General features: G+C 52.8%; 24 protein-coding genes, 2 tRNA genes and 1 pseudogene. 3 read left to right on the top strand and 24 right to left on the bottom strand.

The window, feature by feature from the left end; translation table 11 throughout:
• Window positions 1-15 precede the first annotated feature (15 nt).
• From MV421_RS08265 to twy1, 7 genes are all read right to left on the bottom strand, one after another.
• Window positions 16-522, bottom strand: a complete 507-nt coding sequence (locus MV421_RS08265) for a hypothetical protein (protein WP_297504093.1) — start codon at window positions 520-522, stop codon at window positions 16-18.
• Window positions 497-946, bottom strand: coding sequence for a hypothetical protein (locus MV421_RS08260; RefSeq protein ID WP_297504091.1), 450 nt, complete (start codon window positions 944-946; stop codon window positions 497-499). Before MV421_RS08260 ends, MV421_RS08265 begins: the two co-directional genes overlap by 26 nt.
• A gap of 1 nt (window position 947) precedes the next feature.
• Entirely contained in the window at window positions 948-1,604 is a 657-nt protein-coding gene (locus MV421_RS08255) for a hypothetical protein (RefSeq protein ID WP_297504089.1), read from the bottom strand.
• Between the two features lie 19 nt (window positions 1,605-1,623).
• A complete protein-coding gene (locus tag MV421_RS08250) occupies window positions 1,624-2,271 on the bottom strand; it encodes a hypothetical protein (RefSeq protein WP_297504086.1) in 648 nt (215 codons plus the stop codon).
• A complete protein-coding gene (locus MV421_RS08245; RefSeq protein WP_297504084.1) occupies window positions 2,268-3,362 on the bottom strand; it encodes a cell division protein FtsZ in 1,095 nt (364 codons plus the stop codon). The genes MV421_RS08250 and MV421_RS08245 overlap by 4 nt, the downstream gene beginning before the upstream one ends.
• A gap of 7 nt (window positions 3,363-3,369) precedes the next feature.
• Window positions 3,370-5,616 (bottom strand): prenyltransferase/squalene oxidase repeat-containing protein, encoded by a 2,247-nt coding sequence (locus MV421_RS08240; RefSeq protein ID WP_297504082.1) that lies wholly within the window; start codon window positions 5,614-5,616, stop codon window positions 3,370-3,372.
• Window positions 5,617-5,685: 69 nt separating this feature from the next.
• The gene (gene twy1, locus MV421_RS08235) at window positions 5,686-6,687 is read right to left on the bottom strand and encodes a 4-demethylwyosine synthase TYW1 (RefSeq protein WP_297504079.1); all 1,002 of its coding nucleotides are present in this window, start codon (window positions 6,685-6,687) and stop codon (window positions 5,686-5,688) included.
• A 146-nt stretch (window positions 6,688-6,833) separates the two neighbouring features.
• On the opposite strand from twy1, the gene MV421_RS08230 reads away from it, so the two are divergent.
• The gene (locus tag MV421_RS08230; protein ID WP_297420859.1) at window positions 6,834-6,971 is read left to right on the top strand and encodes a hypothetical protein; all 138 of its coding nucleotides are present in this window, start codon (window positions 6,834-6,836) and stop codon (window positions 6,969-6,971) included.
• Here the strand turns inward: MV421_RS08230 and MV421_RS08225 are convergent.
• The 15 genes from MV421_RS08225 to MV421_RS08155 form a co-directional block, all read right to left on the bottom strand.
• The gene (locus tag MV421_RS08225; protein ID WP_297420861.1) at window positions 6,956-7,537 is read right to left on the bottom strand and encodes a HemK2/MTQ2 family protein methyltransferase; all 582 of its coding nucleotides are present in this window, start codon (window positions 7,535-7,537) and stop codon (window positions 6,956-6,958) included. The two genes, MV421_RS08230 and MV421_RS08225, sit on opposite strands and share 16 nt — an antisense overlap.
• A gap of 46 nt (window positions 7,538-7,583) precedes the next feature.
• Window positions 7,584-7,760, bottom strand: a complete 177-nt coding sequence (locus tag MV421_RS08220) for a 30S ribosomal protein S27ae (RefSeq protein WP_297420863.1) — start codon at window positions 7,758-7,760, stop codon at window positions 7,584-7,586.
• A gap of 10 nt (window positions 7,761-7,770) precedes the next feature.
• Window positions 7,771-8,067 carry a 30S ribosomal protein S24e gene (locus tag MV421_RS08215; RefSeq protein ID WP_297420865.1) on the bottom strand — a complete coding sequence of 99 codons (297 nt, stop codon included), beginning with the start codon at window positions 8,065-8,067 and terminating at the stop codon, window positions 7,771-7,773.
• A complete protein-coding gene (locus MV421_RS08210) occupies window positions 8,057-8,590 on the bottom strand; it encodes a GTP-dependent dephospho-CoA kinase (RefSeq protein ID WP_297420867.1) in 534 nt (177 codons plus the stop codon). The genes MV421_RS08215 and MV421_RS08210 overlap by 11 nt, the downstream gene beginning before the upstream one ends.
• Entirely contained in the window at window positions 8,587-8,775 is a 189-nt protein-coding gene (gene spt4, locus MV421_RS08205; RefSeq protein ID WP_297504074.1) for a transcription elongation factor subunit Spt4, read from the bottom strand. Before spt4 ends, MV421_RS08210 begins: the two co-directional genes overlap by 4 nt.
• Window positions 8,776-8,778: 3 nt before the next feature.
• Entirely contained in the window at window positions 8,779-9,339 is a 561-nt protein-coding gene (locus tag MV421_RS08200) for a DNA-directed RNA polymerase (protein ID WP_297420872.1), read from the bottom strand.
• 35 nt (window positions 9,340-9,374) lie between these two features.
• Complete coding sequence (locus MV421_RS08195; RefSeq protein ID WP_297420875.1) at window positions 9,375-9,911, bottom strand: inorganic diphosphatase; 537 nt, start codon at window positions 9,909-9,911, stop codon at window positions 9,375-9,377.
• An 82-nt stretch (window positions 9,912-9,993) separates the two neighbouring features.
• Complete coding sequence (locus MV421_RS08190; protein ID WP_297420877.1) at window positions 9,994-10,983, bottom strand: DUF5305 family protein; 990 nt, start codon at window positions 10,981-10,983, stop codon at window positions 9,994-9,996.
• Complete coding sequence (locus MV421_RS08185; protein ID WP_297420879.1) at window positions 10,980-11,903, bottom strand: hypothetical protein; 924 nt, start codon at window positions 11,901-11,903, stop codon at window positions 10,980-10,982. Before MV421_RS08185 ends, MV421_RS08190 begins: the two co-directional genes overlap by 4 nt.
• The gene (locus MV421_RS08180; protein WP_297420881.1) at window positions 11,896-12,963 is read right to left on the bottom strand and encodes a signal peptidase I; all 1,068 of its coding nucleotides are present in this window, start codon (window positions 12,961-12,963) and stop codon (window positions 11,896-11,898) included. Before MV421_RS08180 ends, MV421_RS08185 begins: the two co-directional genes overlap by 8 nt.
• Window positions 12,964-13,076: 113 nt before the next feature.
• Window positions 13,077-13,613: a DUF1102 domain-containing protein gene (locus tag MV421_RS08175; protein WP_297420883.1), complete on the bottom strand. Its 537-nt coding sequence runs from the start codon at window positions 13,611-13,613 to the stop codon at window positions 13,077-13,079.
• A 14-nt stretch (window positions 13,614-13,627) separates the two neighbouring features.
• Window positions 13,628-14,230 carry a DUF1102 domain-containing protein gene (locus tag MV421_RS08170; protein ID WP_297420885.1) on the bottom strand — a complete coding sequence of 201 codons (603 nt, stop codon included), beginning with the start codon at window positions 14,228-14,230 and terminating at the stop codon, window positions 13,628-13,630.
• A gap of 255 nt (window positions 14,231-14,485) precedes the next feature.
• Complete coding sequence (locus MV421_RS08165; RefSeq protein WP_297420891.1) at window positions 14,486-14,875, bottom strand: hypothetical protein; 390 nt, start codon at window positions 14,873-14,875, stop codon at window positions 14,486-14,488.
• Window positions 14,876-14,925: 50 nt separating this feature from the next.
• Entirely contained in the window at window positions 14,926-15,141 is a 216-nt protein-coding gene (locus MV421_RS08160; RefSeq protein WP_297420887.1) for a BlaI/MecI/CopY family transcriptional regulator, read from the bottom strand.
• 371 nt (window positions 15,142-15,512) lie between these two features.
• A tRNA-Gln gene (locus tag MV421_RS08155) sits at window positions 15,513-15,588 on the bottom strand.
• A gap of 106 nt (window positions 15,589-15,694) precedes the next feature.
• Here MV421_RS08155 and MV421_RS08150 point away from each other — a divergent pair.
• Window positions 15,695-15,772 (top strand) — tRNA-Lys (locus MV421_RS08150).
• A gap of 390 nt (window positions 15,773-16,162) precedes the next feature.
• Here MV421_RS08150 and MV421_RS11070 read toward each other — a convergent pair.
• Both MV421_RS11070 and MV421_RS08145 read right to left on the bottom strand, forming a co-directional pair.
• A complete protein-coding gene (locus MV421_RS11070) occupies window positions 16,163-16,567 on the bottom strand; it encodes a type II toxin-antitoxin system PemK/MazF family toxin (RefSeq protein ID WP_297503651.1) in 405 nt (134 codons plus the stop codon).
• Between the two features lie 25 nt (window positions 16,568-16,592).
• Window positions 16,593-17,282, bottom strand: coding sequence for a hypothetical protein (locus MV421_RS08145; protein WP_297503653.1), 690 nt, complete (start codon window positions 17,280-17,282; stop codon window positions 16,593-16,595).
• A gap of 232 nt (window positions 17,283-17,514) precedes the next feature.
• Here MV421_RS08145 and MV421_RS08140 point away from each other — a divergent pair.
• Window positions 17,515-17,886, top strand: a pseudogene (locus MV421_RS08140) (hypothetical protein); the annotation flags it as partial.

The raw sequence follows: 17,886 nt of genomic DNA, 5'->3' as shown, positions 1-17,886 counted from the left end.
GAAGCTGACCGCGTCTCACGATACCACCTCCCATGTCTCACCTACCGTAACGTTGAACTTCAGGAGCCTGTTATCAGTGTAGAGATGTCCGTTGCGGAGGGTAAAACCGTGTATGCCACCGAGGTAGCCCTTAAGGAACTCTCCAATGGCAAGGGCAATTTTCCCATCCCTCGTGGAGTTGGGGGGAAGGTCGTGCTCAAACTTGACTGCCACCACTAGTGATGTGGAGTTCTCCGAAAGGACTTCAAGGCCAACGAACCTGAAGCCAACGTTTGAATAGCCGGTGTAATTGTTTATAACCTCATTTAACGGGGCGTATGAAGTATCACTGGATACAACCCCCATGTTTATATATGCAGCGGCCTGTGAGGAGGCGTCCCTAATGGCAGTCAGCGTAACGGAGTCCGAGCTCTGCTGGGTGTAGACCGGAACAACCACCACTATCCCCGCTAGGATAACCCCAAGGATGAAGAGCATCTCAACTGCAGTCTGGCCCTTACGGATGTTGTTTAACCCTGACATCTACCATCCCTACCGTTTCATTGTAAGCGGCGACAACCCACATAATTTCATTGGATGAGCTCAGTGTAACGTTGCTGTCGGAAACAAGGGGCACCTGAAGCTTCTGTGCCGTGAAGTATCTCCTACCGCCTATTAAAGCACTGACCTCAACCTGGTCAGAGGACGCATTGAGGGTCACGTTTATGATGTCTCCAGCCGCCAGGAGAATGGGGGAGTCTTTTCTCACGGCGAACCCTTGGCCGGTCGAGTAAACCTTTGTTACTGTGTCCCTCAGATCGATGGTGAAGACCTTGAGCTTGGCCATCGTGTCGAGCGTCCTCGCTCCCTGGGCCTCGTGGACGGACATACTAACCAGACTGAGGATGGTCAAACTTATCAGGGTAACCGCAAATAGTAGGTCTATGCTGAGCTGAGCGCGCTTCATCTCACCCACCGGGGTTGATGTTTATCCTAAGTTCACCGGCGGTTGAATTGTAAGTCCAGCCGTTTGGTATGTCCGGGTTCCACTCCACCACGATGCGGAGGGACGCCGGCAGGGTGGCAGGATCAATGGCAAGACCGTGATACGTGGACGGACTGCCAACGATATCAAGCGTGACGTCCGCATGGGGGTTCCACACGGAGATGTTCAAGACGAAGTCTTTCTGGAACATGGAGGGGCTGAGGAAAACGTTCTTGTCGCCCCCGCTGACCACGGCCGCAGTAGTTCCAGTTCCGTTTATCACAAGAACGTAAGTTCCATTGACTGCTGAGGCACCTGGAAGGTGGCCGTAGGTTATGAACACCTTAGGGGTTTGGACGGGCCAGGCTTTTTTGAGGTATTCTACATTGCGGAGGTAAACGAGGTGGACATAGGAGGTGGCCTTTGAACCGGGTCCCTGGGCATAGACCTGGCTTATCGTGTTGGAGATGGTATCGGCGAGCCCCTTCTCCTCAATCGCCACCTGCATCCTGAGGTCCTCAACAGAGGGGCTACCTTGGCTGAACGTGGTGGTCTTCACTGAGTAGAGTAGCAGTATCGTGAGCAAACCAAAGATGAACAGGAACTCAAGGGTCACCTGACCTCGCTTAGACGACCGCATTCTCTCACTCCCACGTGTATTACACCGAACCTCTATTTAATGCTTGTCCTTTGGAACCAGAAGATTTGACAACGGCGAAAATCCCGGATGGGGTTCTGCGCGTCTCCATGGAGAAGTAGTCGCCGCTGAATACTTTGAACTTGTACCTATCAGGGTCAAGGCCGTGGTCCCCAACGAGGCTTGCAAGCTCATCGATGAAGAACTGTGTAAGCTCGTAGTATACGAGGTCCAAGCGCTCCCGTGAGAGGTCGCGGATGACGATGACTAAGGGGAGAAGTGAGAGTCCAAGGAGAAAGTAAGGCTCCGAGGTGAACCAGGAAGCCAGTGTACTCAGGAGAAGGACAAGGGTTATTCCAGTGTAGCCTGCCCTCTCAAGGTTTTTCACCCTCTTGCCCTCCTTCACCTTTGCTTCCCAGATGTCAAGAAGGGCAGGGTTATAGAAGTCAAAGGCAGTATGCCGCTTTCCCTTGGCTATCCGCTCACGTATAAGGTCGTCCCAGTCGTCCCTGTAGTAGATTACCTCGCCGTGGAGTCTCGCACGTTCTGCGTCAAGGGAGGAGATTATCCTGGTTATGTCCTCGGCGCTTTCGTGGGCGATGTGAGAGTAGACCTCCCTCTCGTCAAGCTCAAGGGCCACTTCCACCGAGTCCTTAACCGGTTCGGTCATTTCCCTCCCTCCACAGGATAGACGTCGTCGAAATCCGGCAGACCGCTGAGAAGTTCCCTCTTCTTAGTCTCAGCCTCTTCCTTTGCCTCCATAAAGGAACGGGCGTAATTCTTCGCGGTGATTACAATGTCCTCGATGCTCTTGCTGTCGTAGATTCCGCTGAGGAGCGTTACAACTTCCACCTCTCTCTCGCGGGGATCTGGGTAGAAGCCGCGGAATATCTGCTTGCCCCGTATCTTACCGGTGAGGTAGTCAAGGGCTTCAAAGATGTCACCCGCCTTGAGAACCTCGGGGGGACCGTGAACCGCGACGAGGCCGTAGAGTGCCGATTCTATGTTCGCCTCAAGATAAAGCCCCTCGCTCTCGAAGGACTTCAGTATAAGCCTCGACAGGCTCTTAACCTTTCCGGCGTCAGCCTTGGCGTAGCCTACTGTGGCGAAGCTCCCGAGGGCCTTGAGGACAAACTTTAAATCGCTGGCATCGAGCGTCTGCTCGCCAGGGACGTCGACTAGAGCGAGGAGTGATGCTATCCTCTCTACTATCGTGTAGTTAATGCGCTCGTAGGCCCTGCTGATGTCGTCGTTTCCCTCCTTGAGCTTGTTGTTGTCGATGGCTATTATCGAATCCGCTATCTTGGAAAGCTTGTCTATCGTTATGGCCGCGTTTATGGTGGGTCTTATGCCCTCCTCCTTCAGTGGGAGGGCGCCTATCGCGACAACGAGGGAGTCGGGGTACTCCTCCTTCAGTGCCTCGGCCAGGGGAGGCGTTCCACCAGCCCCGGTTCCGCCGCCGAAGCCGAAGGTCAGGAAGAAGATGTCAACGTCTTCGTAGCCGATGATGGAGTTTATCTTGCGCATTACCATCGGTAAATCGCGCTTCATCGCTTCTCTTCCAAGTATGGGATTCGCGTTGACGCCCTTTCCACCGGTGATGCCCTCACCTATTAGGATTCTCCTTTCCTGGGGGACGTGCTTGAGGTAGTCTAGATCGCCCAGTGAGGTGTTTATAGCCAAGGCTTCAAAATCGACGAGGGAAAAGAGGTCGGCGATCTTGGTTCCACACTGGCCGACCCCGATGATTAAAGCCCTCACCTTCCGCTCACCCCGCCACTAAGGGGATTATCTCGTTTGGCTCTATCTTTCCGTCCCCATTGATGTCGCTGGCCCGAAGGATGAGGTAATTCCCATGGAGGTATTTGAACATCCCCGAGCTGAATATGGTCTCCACAGCCCCGATGTTCTTCGGATCGAAGAGAACCGCCAGTACGTAGCCGTTCTGCGTCCTTCCGGGAGCTATGAGGATCGTGGTGGTTTCGGGGTATGCCCTCCCGTTGATAATGACCTGGTTGCCGCTGAGAACCACCGAAAGCCCACTGTTGTAGTTTGAAACGTTGAACGAACCAAAGGGGGCTAGCACGATGTGGTTGCCCTCCTCAAAGTCCAGCGAGCCTTCCTTGAGTTCAACGGTGGCACCAACGGCCGAGACTGCATCTCCAATCACGGATGCAACGTTTGCGTAGGGTTCGAGATAGTTGACCTCCCACACCCCACTTGAGAGGGCGTTGATGACCTCGTAGATCGAAACCTCAGGGATTATTTTAACGTTCCGTATGAGTTCGAGGGCGAGTGCCTTGTCAACGGTCGTCGTAGTTAGATTAAGGTTTTTCAGGGTCCAGTTGATCACGGAGGGCATCACATTGTAACCAAAACTCTCCAAGAGGAACGCGGCCCTGGCGGTGTATTCAACCGATGGAGTTCCAGTGAAAACCTGACCGAGCATGTTGGTGCTCTCCCTGAAGTAGCCCCAGGCACCGTCCGGAAGTCTCTGGGAGAGGAGCCAGTCAAGGTGGGGCTTCAGCTCCTCCGGCGTGGAGACGTTTGAGAGCGCTTCAAGGACCATAACGGTAGTGGGAACGTTCTCGGCGGTCATTACACCAAAGAGGGGGTTTAGGATGATGCCCCAGCCCCCCTTAGTGAGGGAGAGCAGCCACTTCTTTCCAGCGGTAACGTCACGGCTTGAGCGGTCTCCCAGGGCCTGAAGTAGGGAGAGGCCCATTGCCGTCTCGTAGGGCTGGGGGATTGAGAAGAGGCCCCTCCACTGTCCGGGGGCGTACTCAAGGGACCGGGTGAAGTTGATGAGTTCAACCCTCTCCGAGTCGCTGAGGTTCCCAAACCTCGCGAGGGTGAGGACCGTGTAGTAGTAGTCCTCGGTTATGGTTCCTGCCCTGAGGGCGTTGTCTTCCGCGGACTCCAGGTGCTCCCTCGCCCAAGCGATTCCTTTTTTAACACCCTCCGGTAATGGTGTGCAGTAGTGGAGGGCCTCAACCGCGTAATAGGTGGCTTTAGCGGAGGAGGCACCTCCAGCATAGATTCCCCAGCCACCGTCCGGGTTTTGACTCTTTATAAGCTCAGAGCAGAGAACTGACTTTGGACTGGTAAAAGTTCCCTTGGAAAGCTCGTCGGCGAGCAGGGAGAAAGCCATAACCGCATAGGCTGTCGGGGTTAAGGAATCAACGTTGAGGAAGGCACCGCTGCCGCTGAGAATGAAGTAAGTGCCGTTGTGCTGGCCTTCTTCCTCAAGAACGGTGAGGGCCTTGGCTGTGTCAAAGCCAAAGGGTTCGTAGAGAACCAGGGCGTAGGTCAGCATGGCCCGCTCAAGCCCGCTCAGGTTGCCGCTACCTAAGAGTTCACTACATCTCTGGAGATCCCCTTCAACGGGCTTGTGACCGATTGCTTTAAAGGCGATGAGCCTGAGGGCAAGGTAGTCGGGGCTTAAGTCGGTGAAGTTGGCAACGTAGTCGGAGGCGGAGTCAACGACCAGGCTGTTGTTGATGTTGAGACCAAGCTCACCAAGCGCCCAGAGCGAGAGAACCGTCGGGTAGAACTCAATGGGCGAATCTTTGATGTAGCCCCATCCCTTTCCCTCGAAGGAGCCAAGGAGGTAAGCCCTACCGTCGCGGAGACTGGTGTCGAGGGCATTGAAGGCAGATTCACCGGCGTACTTCTCCACAACCGGCTTTGCGGTGGTCAGACCTATTATGGCCAAGGCAGTATCCTGTGGGGTGCTGATGCTCCCTCTGTAATAGCCCCAGCCGCCGTCCGGATTCTGCCAGCTCTCGAGTGTGTTAACCGCATCAAGAACGGTGGCAGCGGCGACACTGGTGTTCACAGTCTTCCCAACAGTCGATGCTAACGCCGCAAGCAGGAGAGCCTCCTGGGGAACCTCGTTCGTGTAGTCAATCGCGGGATTGAGGAATGGCTGGGACTCATCGATAACGCTGGCCGCACTCGCGTACGGGATTAAAACCAGGATAATCAGGAGTAACGGGATTATTCTCCTACCCATTTCATCACACCTAAGCACCTTAGACCATGAAAATAAATAAACTTTTCCACAGGGGAAAAGGAGAGATCGTCAGAGCTTTACGAAGCGCCCTTCCGTGCCGCGGCCGCTTGGGTCAACGTCGTCGCGCATTATGAGTACAACCCTGCTCGGCCCGTACTCATCCTCGATGTGATAGCCCGGCAGGCGCTTCACAAGCTCCTCCGCGAAGGCCCTGATCTCCTCGTGGCGCGGCATGTTGTTGATGGTAAGCCTGTTCCGGGAGAAGCCGACGAACATGTAAGCCTTCGCTTCCACGAACATCGGGTTCGCTATTTTGATTAGCTTCGCGTAGCCATCTGGATTGTTCATGTTCTCGCCCTTGACGAGGGTTATCCTCACCACTGTCCTAGTCGGCAGGCCGTTCATTAGTTTGAGGGTTCCCTTTATCCCCTCCCAGCCGTCCGGAATCATCGGGACGTTGACGCGGTTATAGGTCTCGGTGTCAGGGGCGGTCAGCGAGACGTAGAGCTGGGTCGGGAGTTTGTCCTCGCGCTTCATCTCCTCGAGTCTCTTAGGAACGGTTCCGTTGGTGACTATGAAGGTAGTAAAACCCCTCTTGTGGAACTCCTCAACGAGGTCGCCCATGTAGGGGTAGAGCATAGGCTCGCCGGAGAGACTTATGGCAGCATGCCTCGGGTTCCACGCCTCCTCAAACTTCTTCATGTTTATGCCGGGCATGCCCTTGTAGCCGACGAGGAGCTTTCTCTGGGCCTTGATGCTCTCCTCAACTATGAATGCAGGGTCGTCCCATGGCTGGGGAAGTTCCGTCCCCAGGAAGCCCTCCATCGGGCGCCAGCAGAATATGCAGTTGTGGGTGCACCAGGCGGTAACCGGCGTCATCTGCAAACAGCGGTGGCTCGCTATGCCGTAGAACTTCTGCTTGTAGCAGAAACGGTCGTGCTTCAGGCTCTCCTTGAGCCAGTGGCAGAGCTTCACCGAGCTGTGCCTGCCCACTAAAGCGTAGTGCTGCTTCTTAAAGAGTTCGGTTATTTCCTCAGGCATGTTGGGGTTGGATACGAACGTTATCGCCATTAGTCTCACCTAATCCCTCTCTGGGCTGGCTTTGGACGAGCCTTTTAAAAATGTGATGGGCCGGTTTTGTGGAACGGTCATTTACCGTCGAAACTCAGTTCGGCAATCCCCGAAAGGTTTAAAAGGTCTGAGCCGTGTCAGTCATCATGTTCGAGAGAATAAAACCTGAACTCCCACTCAAGGAAAAGGCCGCTGAAATGGGACCACTCGAGGAACCAGAGGAGAGGACCGAAAAACCGAGGGTTAAACTCATCCTCGAGATCAGGCGCTACCACTTAGCCTGAGCATTTATAAGAACGATGTCCTCAAAGAAGACGTGCATCTTAGTGGTGACCTTAGTGGTCAATCCAGCTTTTTCCAGCCCCTCTAGGGTTTCTTCCACACCGGTTATCGAACTCTGGACTATCTGGACGGTTCCACCGGGCTTAAGGTAATGGGGCAACTTCCCGATAAACTTATCGAGAACTTCCCGTCCGGTTTTCCCACCGATGAGGGCCAAGTCTATCGGTTCCTCTGGCTCACCGGGCAGGTAGGGAGCGTTGAAGGTTATGACGTCAAACTTTCCGCCAACCCGCTCAAAGAGGTTGCTCACGCAGAACTCAACGTTTTTGATACCGTTCAGCCGGGCGTTTTCTTTGGCCAGTTCAATTGCTAAAGGGTTTACATCAACGCCGAGGACGAACTGAGCTTTCCTCGCCATCAAGAGGGCTATCAAACCCGTCCCGGTTCCCATGTCGAGGGCGAGGTCACCCTCTCTAACCGTTAGATTCTCAGCGAGGAGGAAGGTGTCCTCGGCAGGCTCGTACACCTGAGGATGAAGTTTGATGTTCAGGCCGTAGTAAAGGGGCATATGAAACACCGGAAGGAGTAGAAAAGCGTGTAGGGGGAAAAGGAAGTCACTTCCTCTTCCACTCGGTGTAGCCACAGCGGCCGCAGCTCCAGCGGTCCTTGTGCTCGGCCATGAAGACTCCAGGCCCGCAGCGCGGGCAGAACTTGTTCTTCCTGACGATCTTCCTACCCTTAACCTCGTAGAGCTTCCACTTCTGACTGGTCTTCTTCTTGCCCTTCGCCATTCAGACCACCTCACTCCTCCTCTTTCTGGATGAACCCGTTCCTAAGGAGAACGTAATCGGGTTCGATATACTGGAGCCTTTCCTTGCTCTCGTAGGCCTTCGCGTAGCCCTTGCTGACGTGGCTTCCGAAGTAGCTCCGGATGTACTGGACAACAACGGTCTCGGGGTCGAGGTCTAGCATGGCGACGAGCTTGCCCTTCACCGCTTCCCTGCTCGGGGTAGGCTCGCCCTCGTGAAGGACGTCAAAGTGTATCTCTTTCCTTCTGAGGAGCTTGTTCTCCTTCATTTCGGTAACCTTAATCTCCATCGTGAACCACCTCCATCTTGGACATGAGCTTCCCGCATCTGAGCTTGCATTCGGGTGTTACCCTTATAAGCACTACCCCCTCGTCGGGCTGGCCGTAGAGTACTACCGAGCCAACGGGGGCGTAGAGGACTGCCGGAATCGCGGCTAGGTCTTCCTCACCGCTCACGCTTAGGTAAACGCGCCTCCCACGTCCGGCCAGCCCAAAGCCCTTTCTGATTGCGTTTAATAAAGCTTTCGTTATCGTCCCTGGGGGATTTTGGACAGTCATGAGAACCGCATCAGTCTCGATATTGGGAGTGTAGTCCCGTCTCTCCGTTCTGTGGTCGTAGATGGCCATACTCGGCTTGATACCGAGCCGGAGGACGTTCTCAGTAACTACATCACCGACAGTTACTAAGAACGGGGCGCGCTTCAGTTCGTCCATTATCTTGAGGTAAGGCTCCGGAATCTCGCCCCGTATAATCTCACCCATTGGTTCCTTCAGGGCAGCGCGAAGCTCTGGGGTGAGCACGAACCTCATCATCTAACCCTTACCGCGTATTTGCCGGGAACTTTAACCCCCAGCTTCTTGGCTATCATGCTCTTCTCGGGGTCGGTGATTATAACCAGGTCGAACCACTCGTCGCTGAGGTCCCTGCTACCGCATATCGGACAGCAGTCTTCCGTGGTGATGTAGTGGCAGTGCCTGCAGGCACGCTCCTTGGCCATGGATCACGCCTCCTTCTCCTTGCGCTTCTCCCTCTCTATCCAGTCCCTCTTTCCGAGACCTGGCTGGCGCATGGTGAGGCCGACCTTGTTCTCCCTTATGACACGGCTCTTGACGCTGACCGCTATGACCCTAGCCCTGACGTAGTCGCCGAGTTTGAGGGTTCTGTTGGTCTCCTTGCCTATGAACTGCTTGTTCTTTTCATCAAAGACAACGTAGTCGTCCATGAGCTGGCTGATGTGAACTAAGCCATCCATCGGGCCAATTCTGATGAACGCTCCATATGGGGCAACGTCTATTACCTCACCCTCAAAGACCTCGTGCATCTCCGGCTTCCAGACGATGATATCAAAGATCACCTCGTGGTAGGTGGCACCGTCTCCGGGAACGATAACGCCCTGGCCGACCTCCCTGACGTCCATAACGGCCAAAACTACGCCCTCGTCACGGTCGTAGATACCCTCGTAGGCCTCGCGGAGCACTGCCTTGGCGGCCTCCTTCGGATCCATTGTGAACATCCTGGGCGGAATCCTGACGACGTCCTTAATCGTTAGGAGCTTGTACATGCCTCAACCTCCCAAAGGTAAGAAGGGAGAAGAGGTCATTCCTTCTTCCCAAACTTCTCTTTGTAAAGCTCTATGGCGCGGAGGATTTCCTTCTTGGCCTCTTCGGCGTTGCCCCAGCCCTCGACCTTGGTTGTTTTGCCCTGGAGTTCCTTGTACCTCTGGAAGAAGTGGGCTATCTCGTCGAGGAAGGCCTTTGGGACATCGTCGATGTCCTCCCAGTCCTTGAAGTAGGGGTCATCAGCCGGAACGGCCAAGACCTTCCAGTCCTTGTCGCCACTGTCGTTCATCTTCATTATGCCTATCGGCCTGGACTCGATGAGGGTGAGCGGGTAAACCGGCTCACGCATTATTACCATGATGTCAAAGGGGTCGCCGTCATCGTAGTATGTCTGCGGGATGAGCCCGTAGTCAACCGGGTAGAAGAACGGACTGTAGAGCACCCTATCAAGCTTTATGAGGCCGTGTTTCTTGTCAAGCTCGTACTTGTTCCTGCTCCCCTTAGGGATCTCTATAACGGCGTTGACAACCTCCGGAGCGTTCGGTCCGGGTTCTATGTCATGGAATGGGTTCATTTCTAATCACCTCTCACCAACTCTACAGTTAGGCTTTCAGATAGTGCTTTTAAAGTTTTGGTCGGGAGGGGGAGAAAAGCAATCAGCTGGCGCCGTTGTTTCCAGCCCGGTACTCGTAAACCACCTCACCGTCGGTTATCGAGTAAACGTCCTCCCCGTTCTCAACGCGGTGCACTATCGGCTTGTCAACGAGGTCAAAGACCCTCTCAAGGTCTTCAACGGAGTCAAGCTCGATCGGGTCATCCGGAACTCCACTCGGGGTTCCCGCAACCACGAACTTCCTCAGGCCCTTAAGCTCATCCTTCGGCTTCCTCTCCCGCCTTGTGTAAGTAAAGCCCAGCGGTGGAAGGGCAAAGGCAAAGGCCATAGCCGGAAAGACCGTCCTCCCGGTCGAGACTGGAACGTTCTTTCCCAAGAAACTGAAGGTGTTTACCGTCGTGTTGACAGTTCTACCGACCTTCTTGTAGGACTTCAATGATCCTTCAAGGGCCAACATTCCAGCGGTGTTCCTGATGAGATTTATCCTCTGGGTGAAGGTTTTCCTTCCGGGAACGCTGACGTTGACGATCAGGTAGACATCCGAGGCCGCTCGATAAAGGCCCGTTCCCTCGCGAAGATCAGCAAGGGCGCCGGTGAGTTTGGTCATATTGAAGTTAACCGGAATCGAGAACGAGCCTGAAAAGTCCCCTTCCCAGCGCTTTATCGTCGTGTTCTTCAGGGATATGCGCTTCTTGTTGGCGGTAACGTAGTAGTCAGCCCTCAGCACCGCGCTGTAGGTTCCTCTTTCAGGGGGGCTTGTGGAGTAGTCATAGGCACCCCTTATCTCGCGGGTTATCTTCTCCGGGTAGTATCCAAGCGGCGTCCCGTTTCTGTAGACCGTCTCGTTCGAGAAGAATCCCATATGACTCAGACTTCCCCTCTCAACGTAGAGTGTCCTGTAAGAAACCTCCGTCGTTGTAGGACTCTTTAGGTAAGCCGCGGCCGAATAACCGCCAAAAAGAACTGCCAGACTTATAAAAGCGACGAGTGCAATGGTAATCGCCCTGCTCCGTTCAATCCTGAAATTTATCATGAATCATCCTCCTCCGAAAAACTAGTTCCATTGCAAACGGCCCTCACATTCAGGCCGTTGCTCACTATCCCATACCCCTCAATCCTCGCACCGGAGTTGAGGGTGTGGGTTCCACACGAAAGCCCGCAGTGTCCGGCCCGCACCGTAACGTCGATGTGCTCGCTTCCCCCTGCCGGAACCCTAACGTACCAGACCAGTCTGGTTCCCCTCCTGCAACCGCAGCCAGAGGGTGCGAGGAAATAGGAGCCTGAACTTGCCCTAATCCCACAGGGGACGATCCGGAAGTCGGTGGAAATGAAGTCGGTCACCGTAAGCTCAAGCGGCTCGGAGGTGGGATTCGTAACGGTTATCCTGAAAGTCCATGGACCCCTCGCCCCCCTTTCAACGGTCGCGTTTCCGAAGATGAGGGTCTTCTCTATCTTCGGATCGCCCCTCACAATGACCTTAATCGGACAGGGTGAGAGCGATGCCGAGCCGCCGTCCCAGCTGGCGTAGAGGCCAAGCGGGATTATGTACGTCCCGGGACTTACGTTCCCTGCGGTAACCCTTCCAATCAGAGTACGCTCCTCTCCAGGTGAGAGAACGGCCGAACCCCCATTTTCAGTCTCAACCTCAACGTCCAATCCTGTGGGAAGCAACGAGTAATCCGGCTCAACTGCCACAGCTACCTCATGGTTTCCGGGCAGGTAGTTCATGACCGTCAGTGCACCGAAGTTCTCGGTGGAGTTCTGGCCCACCGTAACGACCGCCGCATAACCATCGTTACACCTGAACCCAACGTACTCCTGGTCGTGCGGCACGATGTCCACCGAAACGTCCCTGACCGAGCTGTAGCCCTGGAAGTTCCCGCTCGATCCCACCACCAGGAGGAGACCAAGGATGAACGCCAAAGCCAGGAAAAGTGTCCTCATATCAACCATCCCCCATGAGTTTGCTCAGGAGGCTTCTCCTCCTGGTTCGTATTCTAAGAACATCGCCGTCCGCTATGTCAGCCAGTCGGTAAAAGGCTAGGAGAACTAGGGCCAGCTCGGCCGAGTAAGCGACCAAAGGAAGGTAAGGATTCGCCCCGTAGAGTGCCGCCACAAGGTTCCCCGGCAGTATGGCTGGATAGGAGCGAACCGCCACCTCCACACGGTAGATCCTCGTATCGGCTGGGACCTTGACGTCCACCGTTACGTTGTGGAAGGAACCGCCGCCTAGCTTGAATGCCCTTGCGTTTGTGATTTCCGCCCCTTCCCCTTTCTCCCCGACGAAGTAGTAGAATGGATATACCGCGCTGTTCTTTACAGTAAGGTTTCTCTCGAAGGAACTCCCTGGGAGGTACCAGCCCTCTTTCTGACCGCCGGCAAGGGTTGAGGAGTAAGTGAACGCGAGGGTGCCCCACGACGCCACGGTAACGAAGATAAAGCCGGCAATGATTCCGACGGACAGAACGGCGTAGAGGGTTCTCGCCCTAACGCGGATGAACTTCCTTCTCTTCGAGTGGCTTCTTTTCTTCCCCCCTCCGGAGAACGTCAGGAAGGCACCGAGGATGAGGAAAATGACTACGGCATAGACGCTCGTCAGGCGCTTCCTCATTGACTCTATGAACGCTCCCCCTCCCCTTATGACTAGTGGATGGCCAGAGAGGGTTATCACCTTTCCGGCGACATCGGAGGGTTTGACGGGGGGGTAGATCCCATCCTGCTGGTCTGTGGCCACGTTGTTGTCTCCCTTCGTCAGGTAACCGTTCTCAGAAACCGCAAATATCCTGTGGACGGTCCAGCCGTCGCGCCTGTGGAATACTATGATGTCCCCAACGTCTCCGGTCCTTGAGAGCGGGTTTATGAAAAAGAGGTCGCCCTTGTTTATTGTAGGCGTCATGCTCTCGGAGTATGCGTAGGAAATCAGAATAGGCCTGTCGAGCAGAAAACCCGCCACTGAGGCGGTCAGGAACATGAGCAATAAGGTTATCGTAATGTTTTTTACCAATCCTTTCATGGATATCCCTTCCTTACAGCGCGGCACGAGCCGTCGGATTAGAGCGTATGAGAGCTATGAAAACCGATTCAATTCACAAAGTTAATGTGGGAGGCAAAAGCCTCAGACTGAAATCACGGCCCGCATGCACCTGCGTGTGCCTCAAAGCTCATCTGAAACTGATCCATGCCCTCGGTAGCGTTGGTGTTGTCGAAGATCATGCCTATGGGGACTGGGTTGCCGTGCTCGACTGTGAACTCTATGTTGTCACCTGGACCCGCTATCGGGCTGGTGTAGTTCCCTGCAAAGAGCAGTACGTTGTCGTGGTCGCTCTTTATCTTGACGCAGATCGGGTAGTTGGTCTGGTTGTTCTCCCAGAGGTGGTTGCTTACCTGGAACATTTCTTCAAAGACGTAGGTCGTGTTCGGGCTCATGCCGTTTCCGCCGCCCTCAGGGTGGTTGGGGTTGTACTGGCTTATGTCGACGTAGAGCTTTCCAGCGTCGTAGGTCACGTAGGGCTGAAGTGCAGTAAGGTCAATAAGTTCGTTGTCGTCCGAGACGACTTGGAATGATGCAGATCTGTCCGCTGAGTAGTAGCGGAAGTTCGCACCCGCTCCAACCGCTAGGAGCATTCCAATCATAAGTACGGCCAATCCAAGTAGTTTATTCATGCTTCATTCCTCCTTCAGTTGTTCCCCTGTCCGCACTTTCCAACAAGCTCCGACGGCTCGGTGCCGAGTCTGTAGGCCTGTATGTGGATGGTACTGCTCTGAGTGGTGTTTGTAGCGTCGTTTCCAACCGTAAAGTCCATTCCAACCTTAACTGCGTCGCCGTTGTTCACGATGAAGCAGACGTCGTTCTTCGCCATGTCACTGGCGTAAACAACTGTGCCGTTTGCACTGTCGTGTACGTTCATGTCTGCACCGTAGAACTGGATCGCGGTGTTGGCGTTGGTTATCCTGACAACAATTGACATGTTGTTCTCCCAGAGGTGGTTGCTTACCTGGAAGACCTCATCGAAGTTGTACTCTGAGTTCGGGCTGAGTCCGTTTCCGTAGCCCGGCCAGTTCGGATTGTTCGGGCTTATATCAACGACGAGGACGCCGCCATTGTTTATGTACGCGTAGGGCTGGATCGGGGTGAGGTCAATAAGCTCGTTGTCGTCACTCACGATATTCCAGTGGACGCTCCTGTCTGCGTTGTAATCCCTGAAGTTGGCTCCGGCTCCCAAAACGAGACCAAAGGCCACCAGCAGGCCAAAAATTCCCAAAGCAAGATTCTTTCTCAATTTTTTCGCCTCCGTTTGGAGGCACCGTGGACCAGATCAAACCTGGGTGCGGGGGTTTTAGAACCCCTCGGTGCCACGAACACACACAGCTTTGGCCCTGCATCACAGCAGTGCCCCTTAGGCGGGCAACCCCCTAAGGTTGCTCCACATCAAACTTAGCCTCAAAGGTATATAGTAAATTCCGGGTTACCGGTGGGGTAACGTTACGTTACTCCCAGTAAAAGGCCTCGCTTACCTGAAGAAGCTCTGAAAAACTCACACCAGCCGCCTAACCCGCCGGTGGTGCACAAAACTGATAATGAGGTACACGAGTGACGCGAAGATAAGGTGGACGTTTCCGAGGTAAAAACCTGTGAGGAGAAAGATGAGCGAGGTACCCGTGTAGAAGGCACTCCAGCTTATGTCATTCCTCTTCACGACCTCCATATAGACGGTCACGTCGTCGGGTATCCTCAGTAGTGTGACGGTGCCCCTATCGAAGGAGATAACCCCCTCCCTCTGGAGTCGCGGGATATGGGTCTGGACGAGGCTCACGTAAACGCTCTTCCTGTGCTTCCTGTCGGTCGCGCCTTCCTTCTCTGCAATGAAGTCAACCACTTCCCTGAGCTCCGCTCGCCCCTCCCTGTTCTGGAGGAACTCTATCATCAGCATCCTCCTGCTGTTTCCTAGTATGACCGAAGAGGTCCCCACGTTTTTCACCTTAACCTGTAGTGCTTCCTTTGATTTCCGTTTGTGTAGAAAGCCTCGACCACACCCTTTCTAACGAGTCGCCTGAGAACCCTTTCTACCCCCTGCCTCGTGCAGTCCAGGCCCCTCTCATGGAGGAACCTCGTTATGAACGCAACGCTAAGTTCCCCATGGGCGCGGAGCATGCCTCTGATTTCACTCTCCAAGTCCACTGAACCGTTCATGCCATCACCCCACATTAAGCCCGCGGTGTGTAACACCCGGATGTTGATTAGAGTTGGACGCCATCTTATTTAAGAGTTCCTAAAAAGTTTTATTCACCGATCACAACGCTCAAATTATGATATCCAAAAAACGGGTCTTATCAAGCAGATAAGCCACAAAAGCGATAGTATGAGAGCGTTTCATAACGGGGGTTCTTAAACAGGACTTGGAGTTTTTCCAATATCCTAAAAATAATGTAAGAAAATTCCATGAGTTAAAGACCTGAAGATGGAACACACAGAAAAATCCCACAGACATAAAGAAACCATTATAGTGAGGATTACAATACGAGGTATAACATGAGGTTCGAAAAGCGAAGACGGGGTTTAAATGGTAGCCCCGCGGGGATTCGAACCCCGGTCCAGGGATCCAGAGTCCCCGATGCTTGGCCGCTACACCACGGGGCTGTACCCGCTGATAGATGAAGGAGGGGATTTATAAATTTTTTCCTTTAATGGGGCCGACGGACGGGGCAAAGCTTATAAAATCTCCCCACATGTATCCCCTTGGAATGGGCCGGTAGCTCAGCCTGGTTAGAGCGCGGGGCTTTTAACCCCGTGGCCGCGGGTTCGAATCCCGCCCGGCCCGCCAGAATCGTCCTCACTTCTCCAGAAAGCAAGTTCTCATGCGAAAGCCTCATGATAACCGCCTCCTCGATGAAGCGGCTCCTGGTTAGTTATTAGGACTGTGGTCATGGTCTTCACCACAGTTCAGCGACTTTGCCGATCTCAAACTTCCACATCTTGGCTAGGTTTTCCATACGCTCTGAGAAGCGCTCGGAGAGTTTGTACATCCCACGATCCTCGTAAACCATACCGAGGGCTAGGAGCTTTTTCAGGACCCTACCTTTGGATCAAGTTTCGCGTGAAACTTCGCTAGTGGTTCTTTGGTTTCTTTCATGGGATCACCTCGGCTGTGATGATTTTGCAGACTGTTCTTATGGTTAGATTCCTCGTAAGGTTTACCCTTAGGGACAAGGAGCTAAAAGAGGCTGTGGATGTTGTTTAATAGTTGTTGGAGTGTTTGCTGGTCGAGTTTTCCGATCAGTTTTCCATTTAGAACGAGGTCTTTGGGAAGGGTGAATAATTTAAATGGCTTGATGATACTTATGTTTCTTAGGTTTCCTGTCCCGGGTATTAGGTTGGAGTTTGAGATTATTATCAATCTCTTTTTGAGTTCCGGACGTAGGGTTAGTATCCGATAGTCTTTGTGTCGGGAGACTTGGCAGACTATGACATCTAACTTGTCTGAATTGAAGTTACTCTCTGAGACTATTATGACGGGCCGTATTTTGTCTTTTAAAACGAACTGTCTTTTGTATGCCGTGTTATTCTGGAGTTCATAGTAGGGAAATGGTGCCGTCCATATTTCACCCTGTTCGAACATGTTTTGTCCTCCTTGGGTTAGGGAATCACTCTTCTAGGAGTTCGTCAATGAAGTAGTCATCTATTGCTCTTGGTTCAGGATTTAGGGACTTTATTTTCTCTGCAACGATTTTAAAGTCTTTTTCAAGTTTGGCTATGTCTCTTTTTTCCTCAACAAGCTTTAGGACTCTCAGAAGCAAGAGGAGGGAGTATCCAATTAGTTCCTCCATGGTTTTAAGATCCCTGTTCTCTGCCATTATCCTGAGGATGTTTGATTCGAGGAATAAGAATTTGTCAAGGGTTTCGAATTGTTTAATCTCTTCCTCAGTCAGAGTATCTTTGTTTAACGCTTTTTCCCATAGCTTTGTGTTTGATTCATTCATTTGGGCCTGAAGTTTTACTATCTCAGGAATTAGAATATTGAGAATTTCCTCTTTGACCTCTTCTGGACGCATGTAGTTGTTTTCTGCGGCTTCTATGAGCTCATCTAAGAATTGAGACATTTCAGAGATGATAATATCGTGGATATCTCTTATTGCCCTCTCATAAGATTCTTTGGTTGCCTCTTCAGGAGTGATCTTTAGGAGTTTCTGTAGGATCTCATCGGAGTTTTTATCTATTTGTGTTCGTATTTTTTCAAATGCATCTGATAGGGAGGTGATATCCGTGAACACGGGGGGACTTCTTTGAAGAATCTTTGCCAGAATGCATAATATCCTCTCGCCACTTGGGCGCACATTATGATCGCCCTCATAGCCTCTATCTCCAAGGGAAGGTATCCGTATGGGGCTTAAATAGGTTTCGTACGTAATAATTATTACTCCATCGTTTCAAAAGCTAAAAGTCCTGACTTCCTCCCCGCCCTAAAGAACGAGGCTTTCGGGAGAAAGAAGTAAAGAAAATCACTTGAGATTCAACTTTAGAAAGAGAGCTACGAACTTTGATGAAACTCTGCCCAGCAAAGTTTCGATGGTGGGCCCGCGGGGCTTCGAACCCCGGACCTCCCGCTTATCAGGCTATGGAACACTCACAAACGGCCAATTGGAAAAATGTGAGCCTCTCAAAATGCTCCTTTTGGAAAAAGAACGACTGATTGGAGAATGGCAGAAATGGGGAATGCAGCACCTGTCAAAAAAGACGCTCATTGAGTATGAAAACGCACTCAAAAAAGTACAAACCTTCAATGATATACTACAAATGAAAGACGGCTCGAAGAATCAACGACTCGCACTCAGAAGCCTTGCAAAATACATGTACGAGGCAAAAATCATCACAAAAGAAGAATACGAAGCAATAAAGAACTGTGTCAAACTCAAAAGGACAAATAACATCGACACAAGA

It is taken from the genome of Thermococcus sp. (genome assembly GCF_027023865.1).
Lineage (GTDB): Archaea > Methanobacteriota_B > Thermococci > Thermococcales > Thermococcaceae > Thermococcus.
This window is presented reverse-complemented; position numbering and strand designations above follow the sequence as displayed.